A 20,778-nucleotide genomic window follows, 5' to 3' on the forward strand; every position below is an offset into this window, starting at 1 on the left:
ATGAAAATTAAAAAAATAATAGAAGAAATAAAATTTGATACTATGGGATTAGTACCTGCTATAGTACAGGATATAAATACTAATAAAGTATTAATGCTTGCTTATATGAATGAAGAGGCCATTAGAAAAACTTTAGAAGAAAGAGTAGCTCACTACTATAGCAGAAGCAGAAAAAAGTTATGGAAGAAGGGTGAAACTTCGGGAAATATACAGAAGATAAAAGGATTTTATTATGATTGTGATAAGGATACAATTCTTATTTCAGTAGAACAGATAGGAGTAGCTTGTCATACAGGAAATTATTCATGTTTTTTTAATGAGGTAATTAAAGAAGAAAGTGAAAAAGGAGATGTATTACAATTATTATATTCAGCTATACGAGATAGAAAAAATAATCCTAAAGAAGGATCATATACAAATTATTTATTTCAAAAAGGATTAGATAAAATACTTAAAAAAGTGGGAGAAGAAACTAGTGAAGTAATAATAGGAGCTAAAAACAAAAGTAAGGAAGAGCTAGTTTATGAGATAAGCGATTTGGTATATCACCTTTTAGTTCTTATTATTAATGAAGAAGTTACTATTGAAGATATAAAAAATGAGCTATATAAAAGAAAAAAGTAATTTATTTAAAAATATTTGGTATAATTTAAAGTAACTTTCAAATTGGAGAGTAGCTAAATGTTTAAAATGATTTTAAGTAATATGCCCTATAAATTAGTCTTAATTTTCTTTGTGCTAATAATATTTTTGTATTTAGAAAATAATAATATAGTAATTTCTAAATATAAAATTAGAAGTAAAACATTACCAAGTGAATTTAATAATTTTAAAATATTGCATATATCTGACCTTCATAATAAAGTTTTTCTTTATAATAATAGAGGATTAATTAATAAAATTAAAAAGGAAAAAGCAGATATTATAGTAATTACAGGAGATTTAGTTGATAGACGTAAATATAATGAAGATAAAGCCATATCTCTTATCAGGAAATTAAAGGATATAGCTCCAATATATTATGTAACAGGAAATCATGAGGGATGGTCAGGGAAATTTCACTCTTTAGAGAAAAAGTTAAAGCATGAAGGTGTAACTGTATTAAGAAATATATTACACATTTATAAAAAGAATAAACAAAATATTTTTATTCTGGGGGTGGATGATCCTGCTTTTAGTACCAAAAATTATACAGATAGATTAAAAGATTATGATATTATAAAAAAAAATTTAGAAAAAATTAATAAGGAAAAAGGATTCAAAATTTTACGTTCCCATAGACCGGAATTATTTAAACTTTATGTAGAGAAAAATATTGATTTAGTTTTTTCTGGACATGCTCATGGAGGACAGATTATTATACCATTTCTAGGTGGAATTATAGCTCCACATCAAGGATTTTTCCCTAAATATTATAAAGGAACTCATAAAAAGAATGGTACTACTATGGTTATAAGTAGAGGACTTGGTAATAGTCTTGCACCACAGAGGATATTTAATAGACCAGAAATAGTAACAGTTATATTAAAAAGTTATAAATAAATATAAATAGGGCTGTCGCATTAAGGAATTTATATACAATATACTGTTTTAGAAGTTTAAAGTTAACACTATATATTGTAGGATTTATTCTTAGTACGACAGCCCTATGTCTTTTATATTACGTTCATTATATAAGAAAAGTGTATTTTATAATTTTTACTCTAATATATTTATTCTTTTTAAATTTAAATAATAATAATACACTAAAATGTAAGGAAACAGATAAGAGAAAAATGTGTAAAAAATATTCCATCCATTGTGATAAGCTACTTTACCTATAATGATGCCTAAAGCTTCAAGAAATGTTGTAAAAATGGAAAAAAGTATTACAACAATATAAGCATTAATATTAGATTTTTTAATTAAATAGACTAAGTAAACACTGAGAACAGGGTATAATCCTAAGTCAAAAGGGACAGAAGAAACTTTTCCCAAATTAAAAGGATATAAACTCCAATAATCTTTATAGAATCCCCAAGTATTAACAGTGTATGCTACTGTACTGAAAAATGGAGCTATGACAAATAATAAAATCTTTTCTTTAAAATATATAAATATACCTAGAATCCAAGGAATTATAAATCCAATTATAAAATTAGTTAACATGATATACATCCTTTCAATTAATATTATATAGTTTCCCCTTAAAATTTATAATATAATCAATAATCTTTAAATTTATATATAGCTTATTTAGAAATATATTTAAAAATTAAACTCTAAACATTAAGCCATAATATCCCATTTATTGATATTATCAATCAAGAAAGGAGGGATATTATGGATGAGTTTAAAAGACTAAAACAAATAATTGACGAATTAAGAAAAGACATGTATGACTTAATTGAAAAAAAATCAGACCTGTTAGATCCAGAAGTAGTTTTAGCAAGTCAGATGCTTGATGTAGTTCTGGATGAGTATTACAAAATTCTTGAAAAGAAAAAGGACAAGTAGTATTTACTAGAGAAGAAGAGGGAAAGGAGAAACACCTTTCCCTTGACTCATATGGAAAATAATTTTAAATTATGTTGACAATTACAGATTACAATTGTAATATATAAATATAGATTACAATTGTAATAAGGAGGTGTCAATATGATAAATATATCTAAAATATCTCATTCAGAATGGCAGATAATGAATTTTATATGGAATAATTCAACCTGCACAGCAAATGAAGTTGTAGAAGCTTTATCTAAAACTAGTAATTGGAAGCCTAAAACAATAAGAACATTAATAAATAGGCTGGTCAATAAAGGTATACTAGGTTATGAAATAGATAAAAAGGATAAAAAAACCTATCATTATTTTGCATTAATATCGGAAAAAGAATGTAAAAAGGAAGAAAGTAAATCATTTTTAAAACGTGTATTTAATGGTTCTGTAAATTCTATGCTTGTAAATTTTATAAGTGAAAATGAATTATCATCTGAGGAAATAGATGAACTAAAAAGTATTCTTGATAGAAAGAAGAAAGGTTAAATGGTGACATTATTATGTGGCTTTTATTTATTTTCAAGTGGATAATTCATTCAACCATTATAGGAAGCATTTTAGCTTTTATAATACTTCTTGTTAAATTTATATTTAAAGAAAGATTAGGAGTACGATGGAATTATTGTGTTTGGTTTCTGCTATTAGTGAGATTAATAATACCTTATGCACCACAGAGTTCAGCAAGTATTTTTAATGTTTTTTATATAGCTGAAAACAAATTATTTAAAAATGAAATATGCGAAAATAATTTGTTAAACATCGAATTGTCTCATAATAAATTAGTAAATGAAAAAGTTCATGAAGAAGATTATATATTAGATAGCTCAAAAGTTAAGCCAATGAATAAATCTACTTATAAAAATGAAAAATCTATCTTAGAATATAAAGATAAACTGAGAGAAACTAATAAAAACAAAGAGGTTAATTATATTGACAAACATAAAGAAAATAAAACTATAAGCAGTAGATTTTATGATAGCTGGACGTATTTTCATTTGATAGCTTTTTTATGGGTAATAGGAGTAATAATATTAGGAACATATATAATATCAGTGAATGTTAAGTTCAGATTAAAACTTGCAAATAAATCGAAGTGCAGAGATGCAGAAACTTTGGAGCTTTTAAAGAAATGCAAGTTAAAAATGAATTTAAAGTACAACATAGAGGTTTTAAATACAGACTTAGTTAAAACACCAGCAATTTTTGGAGTTATAAAGCCTAAATTACTTTTGCCTACAAATATAAAAAAGCAAATTACTTGTAAAGAATTGCAATATGTGATTTTTCATGAGATTTCTCATGTTAAGCGTAAAGATATATTGGTTAATTGCATCACCAGTATATTATCTATACTTCATTGGTTCAATCCTATTATATGGTATTCATTCTATGTAATGCGCGATGATAGAGAATTAGCTTGTGACGCTTTTGCATTATCACATATAAATTCTAATGAGTATATAAGCTATGGACATACAATTATAAAACTGCTTGAAAATTATAAGAAAACATCATATCTTTATGGAGTGACTTGTATTATAAATAATAAATCTGGAGTAAAAAGGAGAATTGTTATGATTTCTTTATTTAAAAAAAATTCATATAAATGGTCAATAATATCTATAATTGCTTTGATTGTAATGGGAGTTGTTATGTTAACTAATCCTAGAAATAATTCAGTACTAGCTACCAAAGAAAAAGATAAAAAAATAATTAAAGAAGAAAAAGGAAATGTAATTGACAGAAGTAGTAAAAAATTATTAAATAGGGAAATAATTCATGAAGTTAATCTTCAATATAATAAGTATTTATCACCAGTTGAAAAGACAACAGCTAATGATATAATAGTAACCTTAGACAATAATATTCAAAGTATTTGTGAAAAGGCAGCAGAAAAGGCTTTAAAAGATAATAAAAGCAAAGCAGTAAGTATATTAGTTATGAATCCTAATAATGGAGAAATTTTATCTATGGTAAATAAGTATGCACCTTCATTAAAGCACAATAATAGGGAAATATTCGAAAATAGGATTATAAGTGATAGTTTTGAACCTGGATCCATGTTTAAATGCATTACAGCTGCAGTGGCTTTAAATGAAAAAGTGATCAATCCAGATAGTTATGAGGTTTTATGTAATGGTGAAACAGAAGTAAATAATACAATAATACGTTGTTGGAGTAGAGATGGACATGGGAAACAAAGTTTTGATAAGGTGTTGCTAAATTCTTGCAATATAGGATTTATGGATTTGGGTAAAAAAATAGGAGCTAAAAGGTTCAATAAATATAATAAGGCATTTGGTTTTGGACAAAAAACAGGTATAGACCTACCAAAAGAAAATTCAGGAGTTATAAAAAATACGAAAGAAATAACGGACATGGATTTAGCTACTATATCCTTTGGACAAACCAATACTGTAACACCAATACAATATTTGACTGCATTTAATACTCTTGCAAATGGTGGTACATGGATTAGACCTCATGTTATGAAAGAAATTTTACAAGATGAAGATGGGAAAAAAGAAGTATATAAAAAATTTAATGATTATGGGAAAAAACAAATACTTAATAAAACTACAGCTGATGCTATGAAAAATTATCTTGAAATGAATGTGTCTGGAAATGGGAAGTATTGTATGGAGGGGTATAACATAGGAAGTAAAACAGGAACTTCACAAAAATCCATAGATGGAAGATATGAAAAAGGTAAATATATATGTAATTATGTTGGAATGGCTTCACCTAAAGAAGGAAAAGATACAAAATTCACAATTTTAATATCTATAGATGAACCTGATCCTAAAAATTATTACGCAGAAAAGATAACTAATCCGATAGTAGAGGAAATTTTCAATAATATTTTTGATTATTATGCAGTTAACAAAAAAAGTAAATAATTAAATTTAAAAGGAGGATTCTATTTTATAAAGTCCTTCTTTTTTTCTAAATCTTATTCCCCTCATCCTTTGAATTATTCAAATGTGGAATTTGAAATTGATTTGTTTTTCCCATCATATATGCTAATTTAATCATAGATTGCTCTTCTAAAGTTATTTCCCTATCAAACATTTTTTGGAATTGTTTTATTAGATTATCCCAATCTAATCGTGTTTTTGGAGTATTATGTGTAGTTGAATTTTTATATTTATTAAAATTATATATATTAGTTTTAATTTCGTTATTATAAATTTTTTTAAAAACTTCTGCGGTATAATAAGCATCATTGAAAGCATCATGAAATTGATTTTTAATTGGAATATTCAATAGTTTAACTGCATTGCTAAGGCCAATATAGATACCTTTTTGATTATTAAAATGTTTAGATGCATAAAGCTGTATATTAATATATTTTTTGGGGATTAAAGATAAGTGTAATTTATGATATTCTATATTTCTAAATAGTTCTTTTATATCAGACATACCCCAAACACATAATATACTTTCTTCTCCTAAAAAATAAACAAATTCGTTATATATTTTTTCAAAGGATTGAGAATTAGCTACTTTATCAATTGTTATGCCTGTTATTTGTTCCACATAAGGATTAATTGTAGTATATAATTCAGGTTTTACAAATTTATTAAAGGTTGAAATAATGTTAAGATCTTTATTAAGTTTTACAGCACCTATTTGAATTATTTCAAAAGGGCACTTTTTATTTTCTTCTATAGAATTGTAACTTTGATTGAACTCCAAATCAAATACAATATAGTTCATTTTATCGCTCCTAAATAAAATTCAATTACTTAGTATTACATTTTACACCTATTTAGCAGGTAATTCAATTAAGTTATTGCATAAAACTGTTGATAATTGTAAAATATATGTAAGCATAAATGGTAGAGGAGTGGTTTTTTTGGTTAAATTTAAATGCATAATAGCTAGTTTTTTTCTTTTTTTTATTTTGGCGTTACCTATAAATGTTAATGCTGCTATTAGAGACAATCAAATTGTAGGTCTATATAAAAACTGGACAGTACAGTTCAATGATGAAGTGGGATTTGATGAACTTACTAAAAATGCAATTTATGTACAGGATAGTAAAGGAAAAAAAGTAAATGTAACATTAGAATTAGGAAAGGATACAAGAAGTGTTATAGTTAATGCTCCAATAGGGGGATATACTACTGGAGAAAAATACACTTTATTTGTTAAGGAAAATGCTCATTCTAAAAAAGGGAAAAAAATTCCTAGAAGTCGTCAAATGACTTTTAATATAAAAAGTGATGGAGAATTGAAAATACTAAACATTGAGGATATAAGTTTTACTGCTGAATTAGGGGGAGACTATAGTTTTAATGATTCTATAGAAGCTTATATGAGTGATGGAACTAAGCAAAGTGTTCATATAAAATGGGAGCGGTCATCTAAGATAGACACATCTAGAGAAGGATATATTACATATTATGGAACAGTAGATGGTTACGATAAAAAGGTTAAAGCTACAGTATTTGTTGTGAGAAGTGGAAGTAAAGAGCAAACTAGAGAAGAAATACAAAAAAAGATAGATGAAATAATAAGAAAATATCCTGTTTATAAATATGATGAATATAATTATAAAATGGAACGTAATATATTACAAGATGAATTATTAAAATTGCAAAGACAATATGATTCATTAAAAAATGATACTTCTGCTGAAGCATTATTAAAGAGATATGACTTAAATAAGCAAATAGGAGAAAAAAAGGATGCTATAGAGTATTTAGATGTTTCTTGGGAAGCTAAAAGGCTTATTATTCAATATGAAGATATGTTAAAACAACTTTAAAGAAGAATGTGAACAAGCTAGAAATTAAAATACTAATTTCTAGCTTGTTTTTTGATTTATCATTTTATTAAAGAATAACTACTTTAAAATATGTTAAAATTAATTTAAACTTATTATGTTATCACAAAATAGATTTAAAAATAACATCTGTTTTACAAGAAAGGAGAAAATATTTTTTTATATGGAAGCACATATTTTTTTAAAAGGAGAAAAAGAGCCACATATTTATAAAGGAGATAGAATAGATATTTTAGATTTTCAAATGAGTGGAGTAGCATATAAGCAAATAAGATATTTTAAAAATGGATCTAGTAAAAGTGAACTTATAGAAGAGAGTATAATAATAAAAATTGTAAAAAAATAATAAATATATGAAAATAGATTAAAGTCAGGTGAAATTTAATTGTCACCTGACTGGAATGTTATTTTATTCCCTTGTCTAAGTATTGATTAATCCTAAAATTCCATAATTTATAAAAAGCTTTATGTTCATTTTTAACTACAGTTAAGAAGTCATCTAATACTCCTAGATTATTTAAACCTTTCATTAAGTGTCTAGGATAGGGCATTTCTTTAGAAAAATTGTTTTTAGGATCAATAACCTTAATAGAGAAATCTTTTCTAATGTATAAGTCTTTACATCTGATATCTAGTTTTTTAAAATTAAGTCTTTGAAATTCTTCAATTAGCTTAATAATATTTAATGCTATTTTCTTATTAAAGCCATTTTTTTTAATATATTTATCTAACCGTTCTCCATCTACATAATCTCTAACAATATAATAATCACCATGTTCATAAGTTTTTGGGAAATAGTTGCTTTTTTTTATTCTTCTTAAAATATCGTACTCTGTTTTACAGACTTTTTTATCTCTAAAAATTTTTATCACTTTTTTGTTAGGTAAAGAATATACTATGCCGTTATGGCCTTTACCTAAGAATTGAGCTTTTTTTAGCATTTTTTCAGCTTTAAGGTCTAATTCAATAAAATAATTTGTATTTTTAGGCATAACAATCTCTTCTTTATAATTATATCATTATATTGTATGAGTGTACTTACATTTATATTTCTATTGTAGTAAACTATTATGTAAGGGAAAGGAAGTGCAAGGGATGGATAATAAAATAAAAAAAACCTTTGATAAAAAATGTCCATATTGCTGTAGTGATGATGTAAAGACCACAAAGTTGGAAGTTAAAACAGCTAAAGATATAACTGAGACAGAATATGTTTGCAGTAAATGTAAGAAAAAATTTATATTTATAGATTTTATTTAAAAAATCTCACCTTTAGAAAGGTGAGATTTTTATTATATATATAAATGCTGTAATAATAGTATATAATTCATAATATATTACTATTAGAAGTGAGAGAACACTGGAAATAGTAGTTATAGAATAAATAAAAAGGAGGAGTAATATGATAAATATATTTAATGTAGATAAGGAAAAGAACATAAAATTATTAATCTTACTAATTATTTTAATAGAGGGATTAGGATTTTTATCAGGATTTTTAGGTATGGCTAGTAGTGAAGTATATAAGGAACTTATAAAACCAACATTTTCTCCTCCAGGATGGGTGTTTTCTATTGTATGGACTATACTTTATTTTTTAATGGCAGTTTCTTTATATAGAATAATATTAATAGGAAAGAAAGGTCAAAATGTAAGAAGGGGAATAAAATATTTTATTATTCAATTTGTATTAAATTTTTTGTGGTCAATTATTTTTTTTAGATTTAAACTTTATGGATTAGCGTTTATAGAATTAATGATTTTACTTATTTTTATTATTTTAACTACCTTTGAATTTTATAAAAACGACAAAATTGCAGCCTACTTAATGATACCGTATATTATCTGGGTATCTTTTGCTGGAGTACTTAACTTCTCAATATGGATGCTTAATGAAATGTAGTTAAATAATAAAAGTTTTTAAAAAAATAGTATGATATATAAAAAATGATATTATATACAGCATATTTCCAAATATTCCTCCAATTTAATAACATATACTTTGACCAAAGTGTGAAAACTTATAGTACAACAATAAAATACAAAATAAAAAATATTTAATAAGGAGGAGTTTATTATGGCAAATAGAAATAATAGAGTATTAGTTCCAGAAGCTAAGGAAGGATTAAACAGATTTAAAATGGAGTCAGCTAAAGAAGTAGGAGTTAATTTAACAAATGGATATAATGGAAATCTTACTTCAAGAGAAGCTGGATCAGTAGGTGGAAATATGGTTAAGAAAATGGTAGAAGCCTACGAAAGAAATCTATAAGATTAATTAAAACATTAAGAGATTAGCGTGAAGCTAATCTCTTTTTATGTTTATAATGCTAATATTCATAGATTAAATTAATACAGAAAAAACACATATATTACTATGTTAAATTATATTAATAATATAATAAGAATTAAATTTTTATTTCAGGGGGATAAAATTATGGAGATGAAAGAGAATTTTACTTCTAGAATAGAAAATATGAGATATATTGAAAAAGAGGCATTAAAAGAACTTGGAGGAAAAGTTATAATAGGAGAAAATCTTAAAGAAAAATATACTATAGCAAATTATATTAGATTGAAACCTGTTCTTTTAGCTGGAGATTTTGCAGATTATAATCTTTCTAAAGAAGGAATAGAAATAATTCCGCATAATCAAAAGTTAACTAAGGATAGAATCGATGAAGAAATGCAGGTATATAGTATATGGTTAGAGTGTTATAGGAAAGCATTGTAATTTTATAAAACAAATAATGTTAAACATTATTAAGGTGCCTCAATATATTAAGGCACCTTAAGGATATTTAACTTTCAGCATACAATTAGTGTTTCAAAATAAAGTTATAAAATTTCAACTAAGACTTATTCTATCTATGATGATACATCCACCACCAGGGTCTTTGATGATAAAAAGGATAATAATATGGGGAGTAAGGATAGTAATCATATGAATAATCATCTTCAGAATAGCTTTCATAGGAATAATCATCATCATAATAGTCGTCATAAGAATAATCATCATCAGGTTTTCTATCATCAGATTCATTTCTATATTTCATGTATTCTTTACAGTAATCATCTTTACAGCAATTGCAACTATTTTTTTTGTCTTCTTCCATGTACATTGTATTATAAGGCATTATCCCATACATATACATTAGTGGGCAGCAACACATTGTTTGATAAGGATAAATGGGCATTATTGGCATATCCTTTTTTTTATCATCATGATGGTGTTTATGTTTACGGAAGTTTAAATCTTCTCCATCTAGTAATTCATCATTAACAATATTTAATTTATCCTTTTTTGTTTCAGTGTTCATTAATAACCCTCCATAAATTTTAATCTAATATAATAATATTATATTAATTGAAATTTGTTACATTTAAAATTAAATAAAATCTTTATATAAACATATTAATTTAATTTTAGGAAAAACTTATACTGTAGTAAAAATAAAGGAGGATAAATTATGAAGATAAGAGAAGGTGTAATTCCAACAACATTAGGAGCCTTAGTTACAGCAACCGCTTTTGCTTTTAGTTTAAAGGATATGAATATGAAAAGGATGAGAAAACAAAATATAACTCCTTTAGTAGAAACAGCAGTATTAGGATTTGGATTAGCTCATATTGTGCTAGGAGTAATAGATATAATAGAACATAGATGAAGAGTCTTTAAAAAGGCTCTTTCTTATTTTGAAAATTTATATAATATTAAAAAGCATAATGTTGAAATGTTGCACTATTTGTAATATAATAAAAATTAAAAATAGTATAAAGGGGTTTAAAATATGGAAGGAATTATAGTATGTTTTATAGGGGATTATGCTATTTGTAAAAATGAAGAATCTGGAGAAGTATTTAATGTAAGTAAAAATAGCATTAAAAGATGCCATGTAGGAGATATTATTATTAATAAAGAGGAAATTTGGATAAAAAAAAAGAAAGAAAAAGCTAATAAGAAAAATTCAAAATTTGAAGATTGCTATATATGTGATGATATAGTAATTGAAATAAATAAGTAAAATGTAATTTTATTTTTAAACACTTAATAATTAGTAATCCTAAATTTTTATCATAAATACATATTTTTGTGAATATATAAAATTGGGGGTGTTTAAAAATGAAATTAGAGATTAAAACATTAAATGGAAATGAAATCCATAAAATCAATTTAGAACAATTTAAAAAATTTGAGGAATGGTATAATGATACAAATAGTAGAAATATTTTTACTTATTGGAAAGACGGATATACTTGGCATATAATAAAACCTCAAATTAAAGATGTGAAATATATAAAATAATGAAGTTATAGAATAATACCTCTTTCTATGGAGAAAATAATCCTAGAAAGGGGTGCTTTATTTTGTTTAAAAGGAATATAATACTTTAAACAAAGTTTAGATGAACTTATATAGAGGAGAGTAGTTAAGAAATAAAAGGTGAAAATAAATTTATAAGGGAGTGAAAAGAGATGGTAAAGAAAAATCAGAAACTTCCTCATGCACAAGCTTTTAAAAAGGCTAAAAAGATGATGGATAATGATAAAGATCTTTCTAATGTAATTCAAGAAACTTCATTAAATCATAGTGATATACTTAAAATAAAAAATGAAAATAGATAATAAGGATTGTATTTTATATATAATATACAAAATATTAATAAAATCATATACTATAATAAATAAATTATTAGTAAAATACTAATAAGATTTTATTTGATGTAATGGATACTTTAATATTTTATAAGGAGTGTTGGGTTTGAGTATACAAATATACCAAAACCTGAATTTTAAAGTATATAAAGTAGGTAATGAATTTATTATCCATAATACAAAGAAAAAGTTTAGGAATGGGCATACTCATGTTCACAAGTATAAAATCTGTATGATTATGATAAAGCTTATCAAACATAAAGAATTACCTAAAAATCATAATAAGTATTTTTTAGAGAGTCTTATAAGAATTAGTGATGATAAAGATTATATAAAAAAAATAGAAGATATATATTCAAAGAAAAAATCTCAGGTAAATTCCTGAGATTTTTTCTTTGAATATAATTTACATAAAAAAAATTATGTAAATTAATAAAAATGTAAACTGTAACACTATGAATAAATTATGAATAAAATAATAAAAAAGATTTTGGAGGATTAAAAGTGAAAATTAATAACAGATTAAATAACATTCCTGAATTTGAATTAGGTAAAACTAATAAAATAAAAACAGAAATAATAAAAGATAAGAAAGATATTATTAATTTAACTGTGGGAGATCCAGAGTTACCAGTAGATAAAAGTATATTGGAAGGAATGATAGAAAGTTTTTATAAAAAAGGGTTTAATAATTATCCTCCTTATGATGGAATAATTGAACTTAAACACGGAATAATAGACTATTACAAAGATATATTTGGAGTAAAATTGAAAGAGGATGAAGTACTTATACTTATTGGATCAAAAGAAGGAATAAGTAATTTAATACCAGCAGTATGTGATTTAGGAGAGTACGTTATAATTCCTAAACCTTCTTATCCAGTTTATGAAGGCAGCAGTAAATTGTGGGGAGTTGTGCCTTATAAATTAACATTAAAAGAGAAAGATGGATATCTTCCTGATATTAAATTAATTCCTAAGGAGATTGTGCTGAAAAGTAAACTGTTTATTATTAATTATCCCAATAATCCAACAGGTGCTATTGCAAATAAAGATTTTTATAAAGATATAGTTGAATTTTGTTATAAAAATAATATTGTGTTATGCAATGATGGTGCATATAATGAAATAATTAGAACAAAAGATAACCCCTTAAGTTTATTACAATTTGATTATGAAAAAAAATGTATAGAATTTGGAACTTTTTCTAAGATATATAATATGACTGGATTTAGAATAGCGTATGCGGTAGGAAATAGTGAAGTACTAAAAGCCATGCTTAAGATAAAGATGAATATGGATTCAGGACAATTTATACCTATACAGATGGCAGCCTTAAATGCTATTAAGTTGGGAAGAGAGTATATAAATTCTACAAGAGAAGTGTATATTGAAAGAATTAATATAGCAGAAAATTTGTTAAGAAAACATAATATAAGTTTTTTTAAGAATGAAGGTACTTTTTATATATGGTGTAAAGTACCCAAGGATTATACTACAGATGAATTTTGTGATGAACTTTTAAAAAAGTCTGGAATAATGGTTACTCCTGGCTATATTTTTGGAAATCTGTTTTATGGATATTTTAGGATAGCTCTAACAAAAGATAAAAGTGTAATAGAAAATGCGCTAAATAAGTTAAATATATATTGAACAAAAAGAGATATAATATGTTTACATTTATATTTTTGTGATATAATTCAAATTATAGAGTAAATCAGAGCATATTTTGTGATATTGCAAAATATGCTTGAATTTATTGTAGATATATATGTATAATTAGTATATGTTAAGCAAGTGGAAATGGAAGGATGAATTAATTATGATTAAAAGTATGACTGGCTTTGGGAGGGCAACCTTTGAGGATAGTAGTAGAAGTTTTGTTGTAGAAATTAAAAGCGTAAATCATAGGTATTGTGATATAAATATTAAAATGCCTAAAAGTTTAATTTCACTGGAAGATAAAATAAGGGCTACTATACAAAGAAAAATAAATAGGGGAAAAGTAGATGTATTCATTACTTTAAACACATATGATAAAAAAGATGTAAAGACTTTTCTAAATAAGTCTTTAGCAGATGATTATTTAGAATGTTTAAATGAAATAAAAGAAAGATATGATGTAGTAGATGACATTTCTGTTTCACTTATTGCAAAATTTCCTGAGATTATAACTTTAAAACAACAGGAAGAAGATCTGGAAGAACTTTTAAATAGTCTTTCTAGACCTTTAGAAGAAGCAGTAGAATTATTAGTAGCCATGAGGGAAAGAGAAGGGTTTAAGCTTGGAGAAAATATTTTAGAAAAATGCAATAATATCAAGCATATAGTAAATGAAATTGAAAAAAGGTCTTCAATAGTTCCTGTGATTTATAAAGAAAAATTAACCTCAAGGATTAAAGAACTTTTAGAAGATAGTCAAATAGATGAAAGTAGAATTGCTATGGAAGTAGCTATACTTGCGGATAAAGCTTGTATTGATGAAGAATTAGTAAGACTTAATAGTCATATAATACAGATGAAAGAAACCCTAAATTTAAATGAACCTATAGGAAGAAAGTTAGACTTTATAGTTCAAGAAATGAATAGAGAAGCTAACACTATTGCTTCAAAAGCTAATGATTTAGATATTACTAACTTAGCTTTAAATATAAAAAATGAAATTGAAAAAATAAGAGAACAAATTCAAAATGTTGAATAAAGCGGGAGGAATTCAATGGGTATCAAATTAATTAATATCGGTTTTGGAAACATAGTTTCAGCAAATAGACTTATTGCTATAGTAAGTCCTGAATCAGCACCAATAAAAAGAATAATTCAGGAAGCAAGAGATAGGGGAATGCTTATTGATGCTACATATGGAAGAAGAACAAGAGCTGTTATTATTACAGATAGTGATCATGTAATTTTATCAGCTGTACAGCCAGAAACTGTGGCTCATAGATTATCTTCCAAGGAAGATGATGATATAGAAGAGGTTGAGGAATAATGAATAAAAAAGGATTACTTATTGTGATTTCGGGACCATCAGGTACTGGAAAAGGAACAGTATGTAAGGCATTATTAGAGGAAAACGATTTTTGGATTTCTGTATCTGCAACTACAAGGACTCCTAGAAAAGGTGAAGTAGATGGAGTAAATTATTTTTTTCTTGAAAAGGAAGAATTCTTAAGAAGAATAGATTTAGAAGATTTTCTAGAATATGCTGAAGTCTATGGTAATTATTATGGTACACCAAGATCTAATGTCCTCAAGAAGTTAGAGGAAGGACGAGATGTAATACTAGAAATTGATATACAAGGAGCTTTAAAAGTTAAAGAGAACTATCCTGATGGTGTCTTTATTTTTATTCTTCCACCTTCTATGGAAGAATTAAAGAAAAGAATTACTAATAGAGGAACTGAAACAGAGGAATCCTTAATGACAAGATTTAAATCAGCTTATAAAGAAATTAATTATGTGTCAAAATATAATTATGCTGTAGTTAATGATACAGTTTCAGAGGCAGTAAGAAAAATAGAATGTATCATAGCAGCAGAAAAATGCAGAGTTGATAGAATAAAAGATGCTATATTTGATTCTAAGGAGGGATTGATACATGAACAACTCTATGATTAGTCCATCAATTGTGGATTTATTAGAAAAGGTAGATAACAGATATTCTTTAGTAGTAGTAACTTCTAAAAGAGCAAGACAAATTATTGATGGGGAAAAACCATTGATAGATACAAATTTAACCAAACCTTTAACTGTAGCCATAAATGAAATAGATACAGGTGTTATAACTTTTGAAACACTTAAAGAAGGTATTAAATAATTATGGATTATAAAAAAACTGTTGTTATAGGAGTAACTGGAGGAGTAGCAGTTTATAAAGCATTAGATGTAATTAGCAAGCTTAGAAAAAACAATGTTGATGTTCATGTTATAATGACAAAGTCTGCTTGTGAATTTGTGAATCCTTTAAGTTTTCAAAGTCTTAGTCAAAACATGGTCATTACAGATATGTTTGCAGAACCTAAGCATTGGGAAATACAGCATATATCTCTAGCTAAAAAAGCAGATTTAATGCTGATAGTTCCTGCCACTGCTAATATTATAGGAAAAGTATCTAATGGTATAGCAGATGATATGCTTAGTACTACTATTATGGCTACTAAAGCACCAGTAGTTTTTGCATCAGCAATGAACACAAATATGTATACTAACCCTATAGTTCAGGGAAATATAAATAAATTAAAAGAGTATGGATATAAATTTATAGAACCTGAAGAAGGTAGATTAGCTTGTGGAGATACAGGTAAAGGAAAACTTGCTGACACTGAATTGATTTCAGAGATAGTTTTAAGTATGTTATATCCTATAAAAGACTTACAAGGTAAGAAAGTATTGGTAACGGCAGGTCCTACTATAGCGCCTATGGATCCAGTAAGATATATAACAAATAAGTCTACAGGGAAAATGGGATATGCTATTGCAGAAGAAGCAAGAGATAGAGGGGCTGAAGTCACATTAATATCAGGACCTACAAGCCTAAAGGAACCTTTTGGTATGAATGTTATACATGTAAAGACTAATGAAGAAATGTTAAATGAAGTTTTAAATAATTTTAAACAGCAGCATATTATTGTAAAAGCTGCAGCAGTTGCAGATTATAAACCTAAGGAATATTCAACAAAGAAGATTAAAAAATCTTCAAATGATTTTATCTTAGAGCTAGAAAAAGATAGAGATATTTTAAAAACTCTAGGTGAGATTAAGGAAGATCAGATACTTATAGGGTTTGCAGCGGAAAGCAATGATTTAATAGAAAATGCTCAGATTAAACTTCAGAAAAAAAATTTAGACTACATAGTTGCAAATGATATTACTGGTGATGGAATAGGCTTTGCATCAGAAGAGAATAGGGTAACTATACTTTGTAAAGATGGTAGAAAGATTCCTGTAGATAAGATGAGTAAAAGGAAACTTGCCTGTGAAATATTTAATCTTGTTAATGAGGAAATAAAGTAGAACTAAAGGAATAGATTTTAAATTTAATTATTATATTTAAAAGGGGCATGTATTCGCAAAGTAATTTTGTGGAAGGCCTCTTTTATTTAGTCCATATTAGGAGTTAAAGGGTGATTAGGTGTATAAATATGCTGGAGTTATTATTAATAGCAATTCTATTCAGTTAGATAGGCTTTTTACTTATGCAATACCTGAAAGTCTCATAGAAAAAGTGAAAATAGGAAGCAGAGTTTTGGTTCCTTTTGGGTTGGGAAATAAAAAAGTGGATGGATTTGTTATAAAACTTTATGAGAATATAGATAATATAAAGAGAATTAAAAATATTTATAATGTATATAAAGATTTTCCATGTTTAACGGACAAAGATTTAATCCTTATAGAACAAATGAGAGAAAAATATCTTTCTACTTATATGGAATGTATAAAAACTATTATTCCATCAGCCCTATTTAAAGGTATGAAAAATAAAAAAGAAAATCTTATATTTATAGGTGATTTTCCAAAAGATAAATTTAATAAAGAGCCTTATATAAACATATTTAATACGGTTAAGGAAAATAACGGTAAGTTTAATAAGACTTCTCTAAGTAAAACTTTTAATATATCTTTATCTTCCATTAATACTATGCTTAAACATAAGTTTTTAGTTGGAGAAGAATCTATAGTAAATAGGTATAATGATAGAGAATATGCAATTTATGAGAAAAAGACTTTAAATAAAGAACAAAAAGAAGCTTTAGACAAAATAATTAATTCAGAGAAGAAAATATTTTTAATTCATGGAGTTACTGGTAGTGGAAAAACGGAAATATATATGAATTTGGTCCAACAAATGATGGATAAGGGAAAAGAATCAATAATACTCGTTCCAGAAATTTCATTAACTCCTCAAATGGTAGAGAGATTTAAAGGAAGATTTGGAAAAGATATTACTGTATTTCATAGTAAGCTTTCTGATGGAGAAAGATTAGATGAATGGTTTAGAGTTAAAAATGGTAAAGTAAAAGTAGCAATAGGAGCTAGATCAGCATTATTTTTACCTTTTAAAAATTTAGGAATTATAATTATTGATGAGGAACATGAGGGAAGTTATAAATCTGATAGTGATCCTAAATATAACGCTAGAGAAGTTGGAGAAATGAAAAGTTTTATTCAAGATTGCAAATTAGTATTAGGATCTGCAACGCCTTCAATTGAGACATTCTATAGATGTAAAAAAAGAGAAATCGAACTTATAACTTTAAACAATAGAGCTGATGGAGCTTTAATGCCAAAAGTAGAAGTTGTGGATATGAGAGATGAACTTATAAATAATAATAGATCTATGTTTAGTAGAATATTATATGAAGAAATCCAAACTAGACTTCATAATAAAGAGCAAATAATATTATTTTTAAATAGGCGAGGATTTTCAACTTTTGTATCCTGTAGAAAATGCGGTTATGTTTTTAAGTGTAATAATTGTGATATATCTTTAACCTATCATAATTCAAGTGATATATTAGTTTGCCATTATTGTGGTAGCAAGCAGAAGTTATTAAAAACATGTCCAAAATGCGGAAGTAAATATGTTAAACATTTTGGAGTAGGAACAGAAAAGGTACAAGAAGAAATAAAAAAATATTTTCCTCAAGCTAGAGTTCTAAGAATGGATTTTGATACAACTAGGAAGAAAAATTCTTATGAGTATATATATAATAACTTTAAGGAAGGAAAAGCAGATATTTTAATTGGAACACAGATGGTAGCAAAAGGTTTAGATTTCCCCAATGTTACTTTGGTGGGTGTTATAGCTGCAGATTTATCATTAAATTTACCAGACTTTAGGGCTTCAGAAAGAACTTTTCAACTTATAACACAAGTAGCTGGAAGAGCAGGAAGAGGTAAAAAAGAAGGATTGGTGATAGTTCAAAGCTATAGTTCTGATAATTATAGTATTATATCTGCATGCAATAATGATTATTTAGGATTTTATAATCAAGAAATACTTTTAAGAAATCTTATGAATTATCCTCCATATTTTGATATAATGCTTATAAATATGAGCAGTCAAAATGAGGATATATTAATAAAAAATATACAAAATGTTGGTATAATTTTAAAAGACATTTTAAAAAATAATGATAAAATAGAAATATTAGGACCTTGTCCTTGTGAAATATCTAAAATAAAAAATAATTATAGATGGCAAATAATTATAAAAGGAAATTTAGAGATAAGCTTAAAAAAACATATTAGGGATATGATTTATGACACTTTGAAAGAAGTTTATACTCATATTAGGGTAAGCATAGATGTAAATCCTTTAAATTTAATATAAATATATTGGAGGTAAGTAATATGGCATTAAGAAATATTAGAAAATTTGGTGATGAAATATTAAGAAAGAAAAGTAGAGTTGTAGAAAAAATTGATAATAGAATATTAACTTTATTAGATGATATGCTTGAAACTATGTATGAAAATAGTGGAGTAGGTCTTGCAGCTCCACAAGTAGGAATTCTTAAAAGAGTTGTGGTAATAGACATTGGAGAAGGACCTTTGTTTTTAATAAATCCAGAGATAATTGAGTCAGAAGGATCATATATAGATGAAGAAGGATGTTTAAGTATACCTGGTAGACAAGGAGCAGTAGAAAGACCTTATAGAGTTAAAGTAAAAGCATTAAATAGAGAAGGCAAAGAAATAGTTGTAGAAGGAGAGGAATTTCTTGCAAAGGCACTTTGTCATGAAATAGACCATTTAAATGGAATTTTATTTGTGGACAAAATAATAGAATTGGAGGAAGAATAATATATATGAAAATAATATTTATGGGTACTCCTGAATTTGCAGTTCCTTCTTTGGAAGCTTTAATTGAAAATTTTCATGTGGAAGCAGTTTTCACTCAACCAGATAGACCTAAAGGAAGAGGAAAGAAATTGGCTATGTCACCAGTAAAAGAGGTAGCTGTGAAACATGAAATAAAGGTATATCAGCCAGAAAATTTGAAGAAGGATAAGGAAGTTATTGATAAATTAAGAAGTATGAAACCAGATTTTATTATAGTGGTAGCTTATGGACAGATTCTATCAAAGGAAATCTTAGATATACCTAAATATGGATGTATCAATTTACATGCATCACTACTTCCAAAATATAGAGGAGCAGCTCCTATTAATTGGGCAATTATAGAGGGTGAAAAGATAACTGGTAACACTACTATGCTTATGGATGAAGGTTTAGATACAGGAGATATGTTACTTAAAAGTGAAATTGAAATTATAGATAATATGACTGCGGCAGAACTTCATGATCTATTAATGAATGATGGAGGAAAGCTTCTTATTGAAACTATAAATGGAATTGTTGAAGATAAAATTAAAAGAGTTAAGCAAGATGATAATAAATCTTGTTATGCCTCTATGCTAAATAAGGAAATAGGAAAAATAGATTGGAATAAAAGTAGTGAGGAAATAAATAACTTAATTAGGGGCCTAAATTCATGGCCTTTGGCATTTACTTATTATAATGGTGACATAATGAAAATACATGAAGCAATATCTTTAAAAGAAGATAGTGATCATGAAGTTGGATATATTTTGGATGTTTCAAAAGAAGGAATAAAGGTAGCATGTAAAAAAGGCATTTTATTAATTAAAAAAGTACAATTTCCTTCTAAAAAACCTATGTATGTGGAAGAATATATTAAAGGAAATAAAATAGAAAAGGGAAGCGTTTTAGGAAAGAAATAGTATTATAATTTTTAGAGTATGACTATTATTGAATATAAGGAGTGA

At 26.2% G+C, this 20,778-nt stretch carries 29 protein-coding genes; 25 read left to right on the forward strand and 4 right to left on the reverse strand.

The annotated features are described in order from the left end of the window. Window positions 1-624 (forward strand): bifunctional phosphoribosyl-AMP cyclohydrolase/phosphoribosyl-ATP diphosphatase HisIE, encoded by a 624-nt coding sequence (gene hisIE, locus J2Z24_RS13575; RefSeq protein WP_035152362.1) that lies wholly within the window; start codon window positions 1-3, stop codon window positions 622-624. Window positions 625-681: 57 nt separating this feature from the next. Continuing rightward, entirely contained in the window at window positions 682-1,542 is an 861-nt protein-coding gene (locus J2Z24_RS13580) for a metallophosphoesterase (RefSeq protein WP_241392966.1), read from the forward strand. Window positions 1,543-1,698: 156 nt separating this feature from the next. Here the strand turns inward: J2Z24_RS13580 and J2Z24_RS21795 are convergent, their stop codons facing one another. Further along, window positions 1,699-2,157: a CBO0543 family protein gene (locus J2Z24_RS21795; RefSeq protein WP_307861368.1), complete on the reverse strand. Its 459-nt coding sequence runs from the start codon at window positions 2,155-2,157 to the stop codon at window positions 1,699-1,701. A gap of 165 nt (window positions 2,158-2,322) precedes the next feature. Here J2Z24_RS21795 and J2Z24_RS13585 point away from each other — a divergent pair, with 165 nt between their 5' ends. The 3 genes from J2Z24_RS13585 (at window position 2,323) to J2Z24_RS13595 (ending at window position 5,438) form a co-directional block, all read left to right on the forward strand. Beyond that, complete coding sequence (locus tag J2Z24_RS13585; protein ID WP_085059182.1) at window positions 2,323-2,496, forward strand: aspartyl-phosphate phosphatase Spo0E family protein; 174 nt, start codon at window positions 2,323-2,325, stop codon at window positions 2,494-2,496. A gap of 141 nt (window positions 2,497-2,637) precedes the next feature. Further along, entirely contained in the window at window positions 2,638-3,024 is a 387-nt protein-coding gene (locus tag J2Z24_RS13590) for a BlaI/MecI/CopY family transcriptional regulator (RefSeq protein ID WP_035152368.1), read from the forward strand. 14 nt (window positions 3,025-3,038) lie between these two features. Next, window positions 3,039-5,438, forward strand: coding sequence for a M56 family metallopeptidase (locus J2Z24_RS13595; RefSeq protein WP_051593443.1), 2,400 nt, complete (start codon window positions 3,039-3,041; stop codon window positions 5,436-5,438). Between the two features lie 46 nt (window positions 5,439-5,484). On the opposite strand, the gene J2Z24_RS13600 is transcribed toward J2Z24_RS13595, so the two are convergent. Further along, on the reverse strand, window positions 5,485-6,258 hold the full coding sequence (locus J2Z24_RS13600) for a 3'-5' exonuclease (RefSeq protein WP_035152371.1): 774 nt from the start codon (window positions 6,256-6,258) through the stop codon (window positions 5,485-5,487). A 139-nt stretch (window positions 6,259-6,397) separates the two neighbouring features. Between J2Z24_RS13600 and J2Z24_RS13605 the strand changes: the two genes are divergently transcribed. Together J2Z24_RS13605 and J2Z24_RS13610 are read left to right on the forward strand one after the other, a co-directional pair. Then, window positions 6,398-7,312, forward strand: a complete 915-nt coding sequence (locus J2Z24_RS13605; RefSeq protein ID WP_051593444.1) for an Ig-like domain-containing protein — start codon at window positions 6,398-6,400, stop codon at window positions 7,310-7,312. 181 nt (window positions 7,313-7,493) lie between these two features. Continuing rightward, window positions 7,494-7,676, forward strand: a complete 183-nt coding sequence (locus tag J2Z24_RS13610; RefSeq protein ID WP_035152374.1) for a hypothetical protein — start codon at window positions 7,494-7,496, stop codon at window positions 7,674-7,676. Between the two features lie 58 nt (window positions 7,677-7,734). Here the strand turns inward: J2Z24_RS13610 and J2Z24_RS13615 are convergent, their stop codons facing one another. Further along, the gene (locus tag J2Z24_RS13615; protein ID WP_035152377.1) at window positions 7,735-8,322 is read right to left on the reverse strand and encodes a protein kinase; all 588 of its coding nucleotides are present in this window, start codon (window positions 8,320-8,322) and stop codon (window positions 7,735-7,737) included. A 103-nt stretch (window positions 8,323-8,425) separates the two neighbouring features. Here J2Z24_RS13615 and J2Z24_RS13620 point away from each other — a divergent pair, with 103 nt between their 5' ends. The 4 genes from J2Z24_RS13620 to J2Z24_RS13635 all read left to right on the forward strand — a co-directional run bounded on the left by J2Z24_RS13620 (window position 8,426) and on the right by J2Z24_RS13635 (window position 10,064). Beyond that, window positions 8,426-8,590, forward strand: coding sequence for a hypothetical protein (locus tag J2Z24_RS13620; protein WP_156950279.1), 165 nt, complete (start codon window positions 8,426-8,428; stop codon window positions 8,588-8,590). Between the two features lie 142 nt (window positions 8,591-8,732). Continuing rightward, the gene (locus tag J2Z24_RS13625) at window positions 8,733-9,233 is read left to right on the forward strand and encodes a TspO/MBR family protein (RefSeq protein WP_035152380.1); all 501 of its coding nucleotides are present in this window, start codon (window positions 8,733-8,735) and stop codon (window positions 9,231-9,233) included. A gap of 174 nt (window positions 9,234-9,407) precedes the next feature. Beyond that, window positions 9,408-9,602 (forward strand): alpha/beta-type small acid-soluble spore protein, encoded by a 195-nt coding sequence (locus J2Z24_RS13630; RefSeq protein WP_035152383.1) that lies wholly within the window; start codon window positions 9,408-9,410, stop codon window positions 9,600-9,602. A gap of 165 nt (window positions 9,603-9,767) precedes the next feature. Next, window positions 9,768-10,064: a hypothetical protein gene (locus J2Z24_RS13635; protein ID WP_035152386.1), complete on the forward strand. Its 297-nt coding sequence runs from the start codon at window positions 9,768-9,770 to the stop codon at window positions 10,062-10,064. A gap of 130 nt (window positions 10,065-10,194) precedes the next feature. Here the strand turns inward: J2Z24_RS13635 and J2Z24_RS13640 are convergent, their stop codons facing one another. Next, the gene (locus tag J2Z24_RS13640) at window positions 10,195-10,650 is read right to left on the reverse strand and encodes a hypothetical protein (protein WP_035152390.1); all 456 of its coding nucleotides are present in this window, start codon (window positions 10,648-10,650) and stop codon (window positions 10,195-10,197) included. Window positions 10,651-10,800: 150 nt separating this feature from the next. Here J2Z24_RS13640 and J2Z24_RS13645 point away from each other — a divergent pair, with 150 nt between their 5' ends. From J2Z24_RS13645 to fmt, 14 genes are all read left to right on the forward strand, one after another. Then, window positions 10,801-10,998, forward strand: coding sequence for a hypothetical protein (locus tag J2Z24_RS13645; protein ID WP_035152392.1), 198 nt, complete (start codon window positions 10,801-10,803; stop codon window positions 10,996-10,998). 123 nt (window positions 10,999-11,121) lie between these two features. Further along, window positions 11,122-11,355, forward strand: coding sequence for a DUF3006 family protein (locus tag J2Z24_RS13650; RefSeq protein WP_035152395.1), 234 nt, complete (start codon window positions 11,122-11,124; stop codon window positions 11,353-11,355). Window positions 11,356-11,453: 98 nt separating this feature from the next. Then, window positions 11,454-11,636, forward strand: a complete 183-nt coding sequence (locus J2Z24_RS13655; protein WP_035152398.1) for a hypothetical protein — start codon at window positions 11,454-11,456, stop codon at window positions 11,634-11,636. 170 nt (window positions 11,637-11,806) lie between these two features. Then, window positions 11,807-11,956 (forward strand): hypothetical protein, encoded by a 150-nt coding sequence (locus J2Z24_RS13660; protein ID WP_156950280.1) that lies wholly within the window; start codon window positions 11,807-11,809, stop codon window positions 11,954-11,956. Between the two features lie 127 nt (window positions 11,957-12,083). After that, entirely contained in the window at window positions 12,084-12,371 is a 288-nt protein-coding gene (locus tag J2Z24_RS13665) for a hypothetical protein (protein ID WP_242990641.1), read from the forward strand. Between the two features lie 119 nt (window positions 12,372-12,490). Then, a complete protein-coding gene (locus J2Z24_RS13670; RefSeq protein WP_035148468.1) occupies window positions 12,491-13,639 on the forward strand; it encodes an aminotransferase class I/II-fold pyridoxal phosphate-dependent enzyme in 1,149 nt (382 codons plus the stop codon). Between the two features lie 169 nt (window positions 13,640-13,808). Further along, complete coding sequence (locus J2Z24_RS13675) at window positions 13,809-14,687, forward strand: YicC/YloC family endoribonuclease (protein ID WP_035148469.1); 879 nt, start codon at window positions 13,809-13,811, stop codon at window positions 14,685-14,687. A 15-nt stretch (window positions 14,688-14,702) separates the two neighbouring features. After that, window positions 14,703-14,975 carry an extracellular matrix/biofilm regulator RemA gene (remA, locus tag J2Z24_RS13680; RefSeq protein ID WP_035148470.1) on the forward strand — a complete coding sequence of 91 codons (273 nt, stop codon included), beginning with the start codon at window positions 14,703-14,705 and terminating at the stop codon, window positions 14,973-14,975. Continuing rightward, window positions 14,975-15,604: a guanylate kinase gene (gmk, locus tag J2Z24_RS13685; protein ID WP_035148472.1), complete on the forward strand. Its 630-nt coding sequence runs from the start codon at window positions 14,975-14,977 to the stop codon at window positions 15,602-15,604. The genes remA and gmk overlap by 1 nt, the downstream gene beginning before the upstream one ends. After that, window positions 15,585-15,803 (forward strand): DNA-directed RNA polymerase subunit omega, encoded by a 219-nt coding sequence (rpoZ, locus tag J2Z24_RS13690; protein WP_035148474.1) that lies wholly within the window; start codon window positions 15,585-15,587, stop codon window positions 15,801-15,803. The genes gmk and rpoZ overlap by 20 nt, the downstream gene beginning before the upstream one ends. 2 nt (window positions 15,804-15,805) lie before the next feature. After that, on the forward strand, window positions 15,806-16,999 hold the full coding sequence (coaBC, locus tag J2Z24_RS13695) for a bifunctional phosphopantothenoylcysteine decarboxylase/phosphopantothenate--cysteine ligase CoaBC (RefSeq protein ID WP_035148476.1): 1,194 nt from the start codon (window positions 15,806-15,808) through the stop codon (window positions 16,997-16,999). A 118-nt stretch (window positions 17,000-17,117) separates the two neighbouring features. Further along, complete coding sequence (gene priA / locus J2Z24_RS13700) at window positions 17,118-19,319, forward strand: primosomal protein N' (RefSeq protein WP_035148478.1); 2,202 nt, start codon at window positions 17,118-17,120, stop codon at window positions 19,317-19,319. 20 nt (window positions 19,320-19,339) lie between these two features. Beyond that, window positions 19,340-19,792, forward strand: a complete 453-nt coding sequence (gene def / locus J2Z24_RS13705; protein WP_035148480.1) for a peptide deformylase — start codon at window positions 19,340-19,342, stop codon at window positions 19,790-19,792. A 5-nt stretch (window positions 19,793-19,797) separates the two neighbouring features. Beyond that, on the forward strand, window positions 19,798-20,733 hold the full coding sequence (fmt, locus tag J2Z24_RS13710; protein WP_035148482.1) for a methionyl-tRNA formyltransferase: 936 nt from the start codon (window positions 19,798-19,800) through the stop codon (window positions 20,731-20,733). Window positions 20,734-20,778: the final 45 nt, after the last annotated feature.

The sequence above is a fragment of the Clostridium tetanomorphum genome (assembly GCF_017873215.1).
Classification (GTDB): Bacteria; Bacillota; Clostridia; order Clostridiales; family Clostridiaceae; genus Clostridium_AO; species Clostridium_AO tetanomorphum.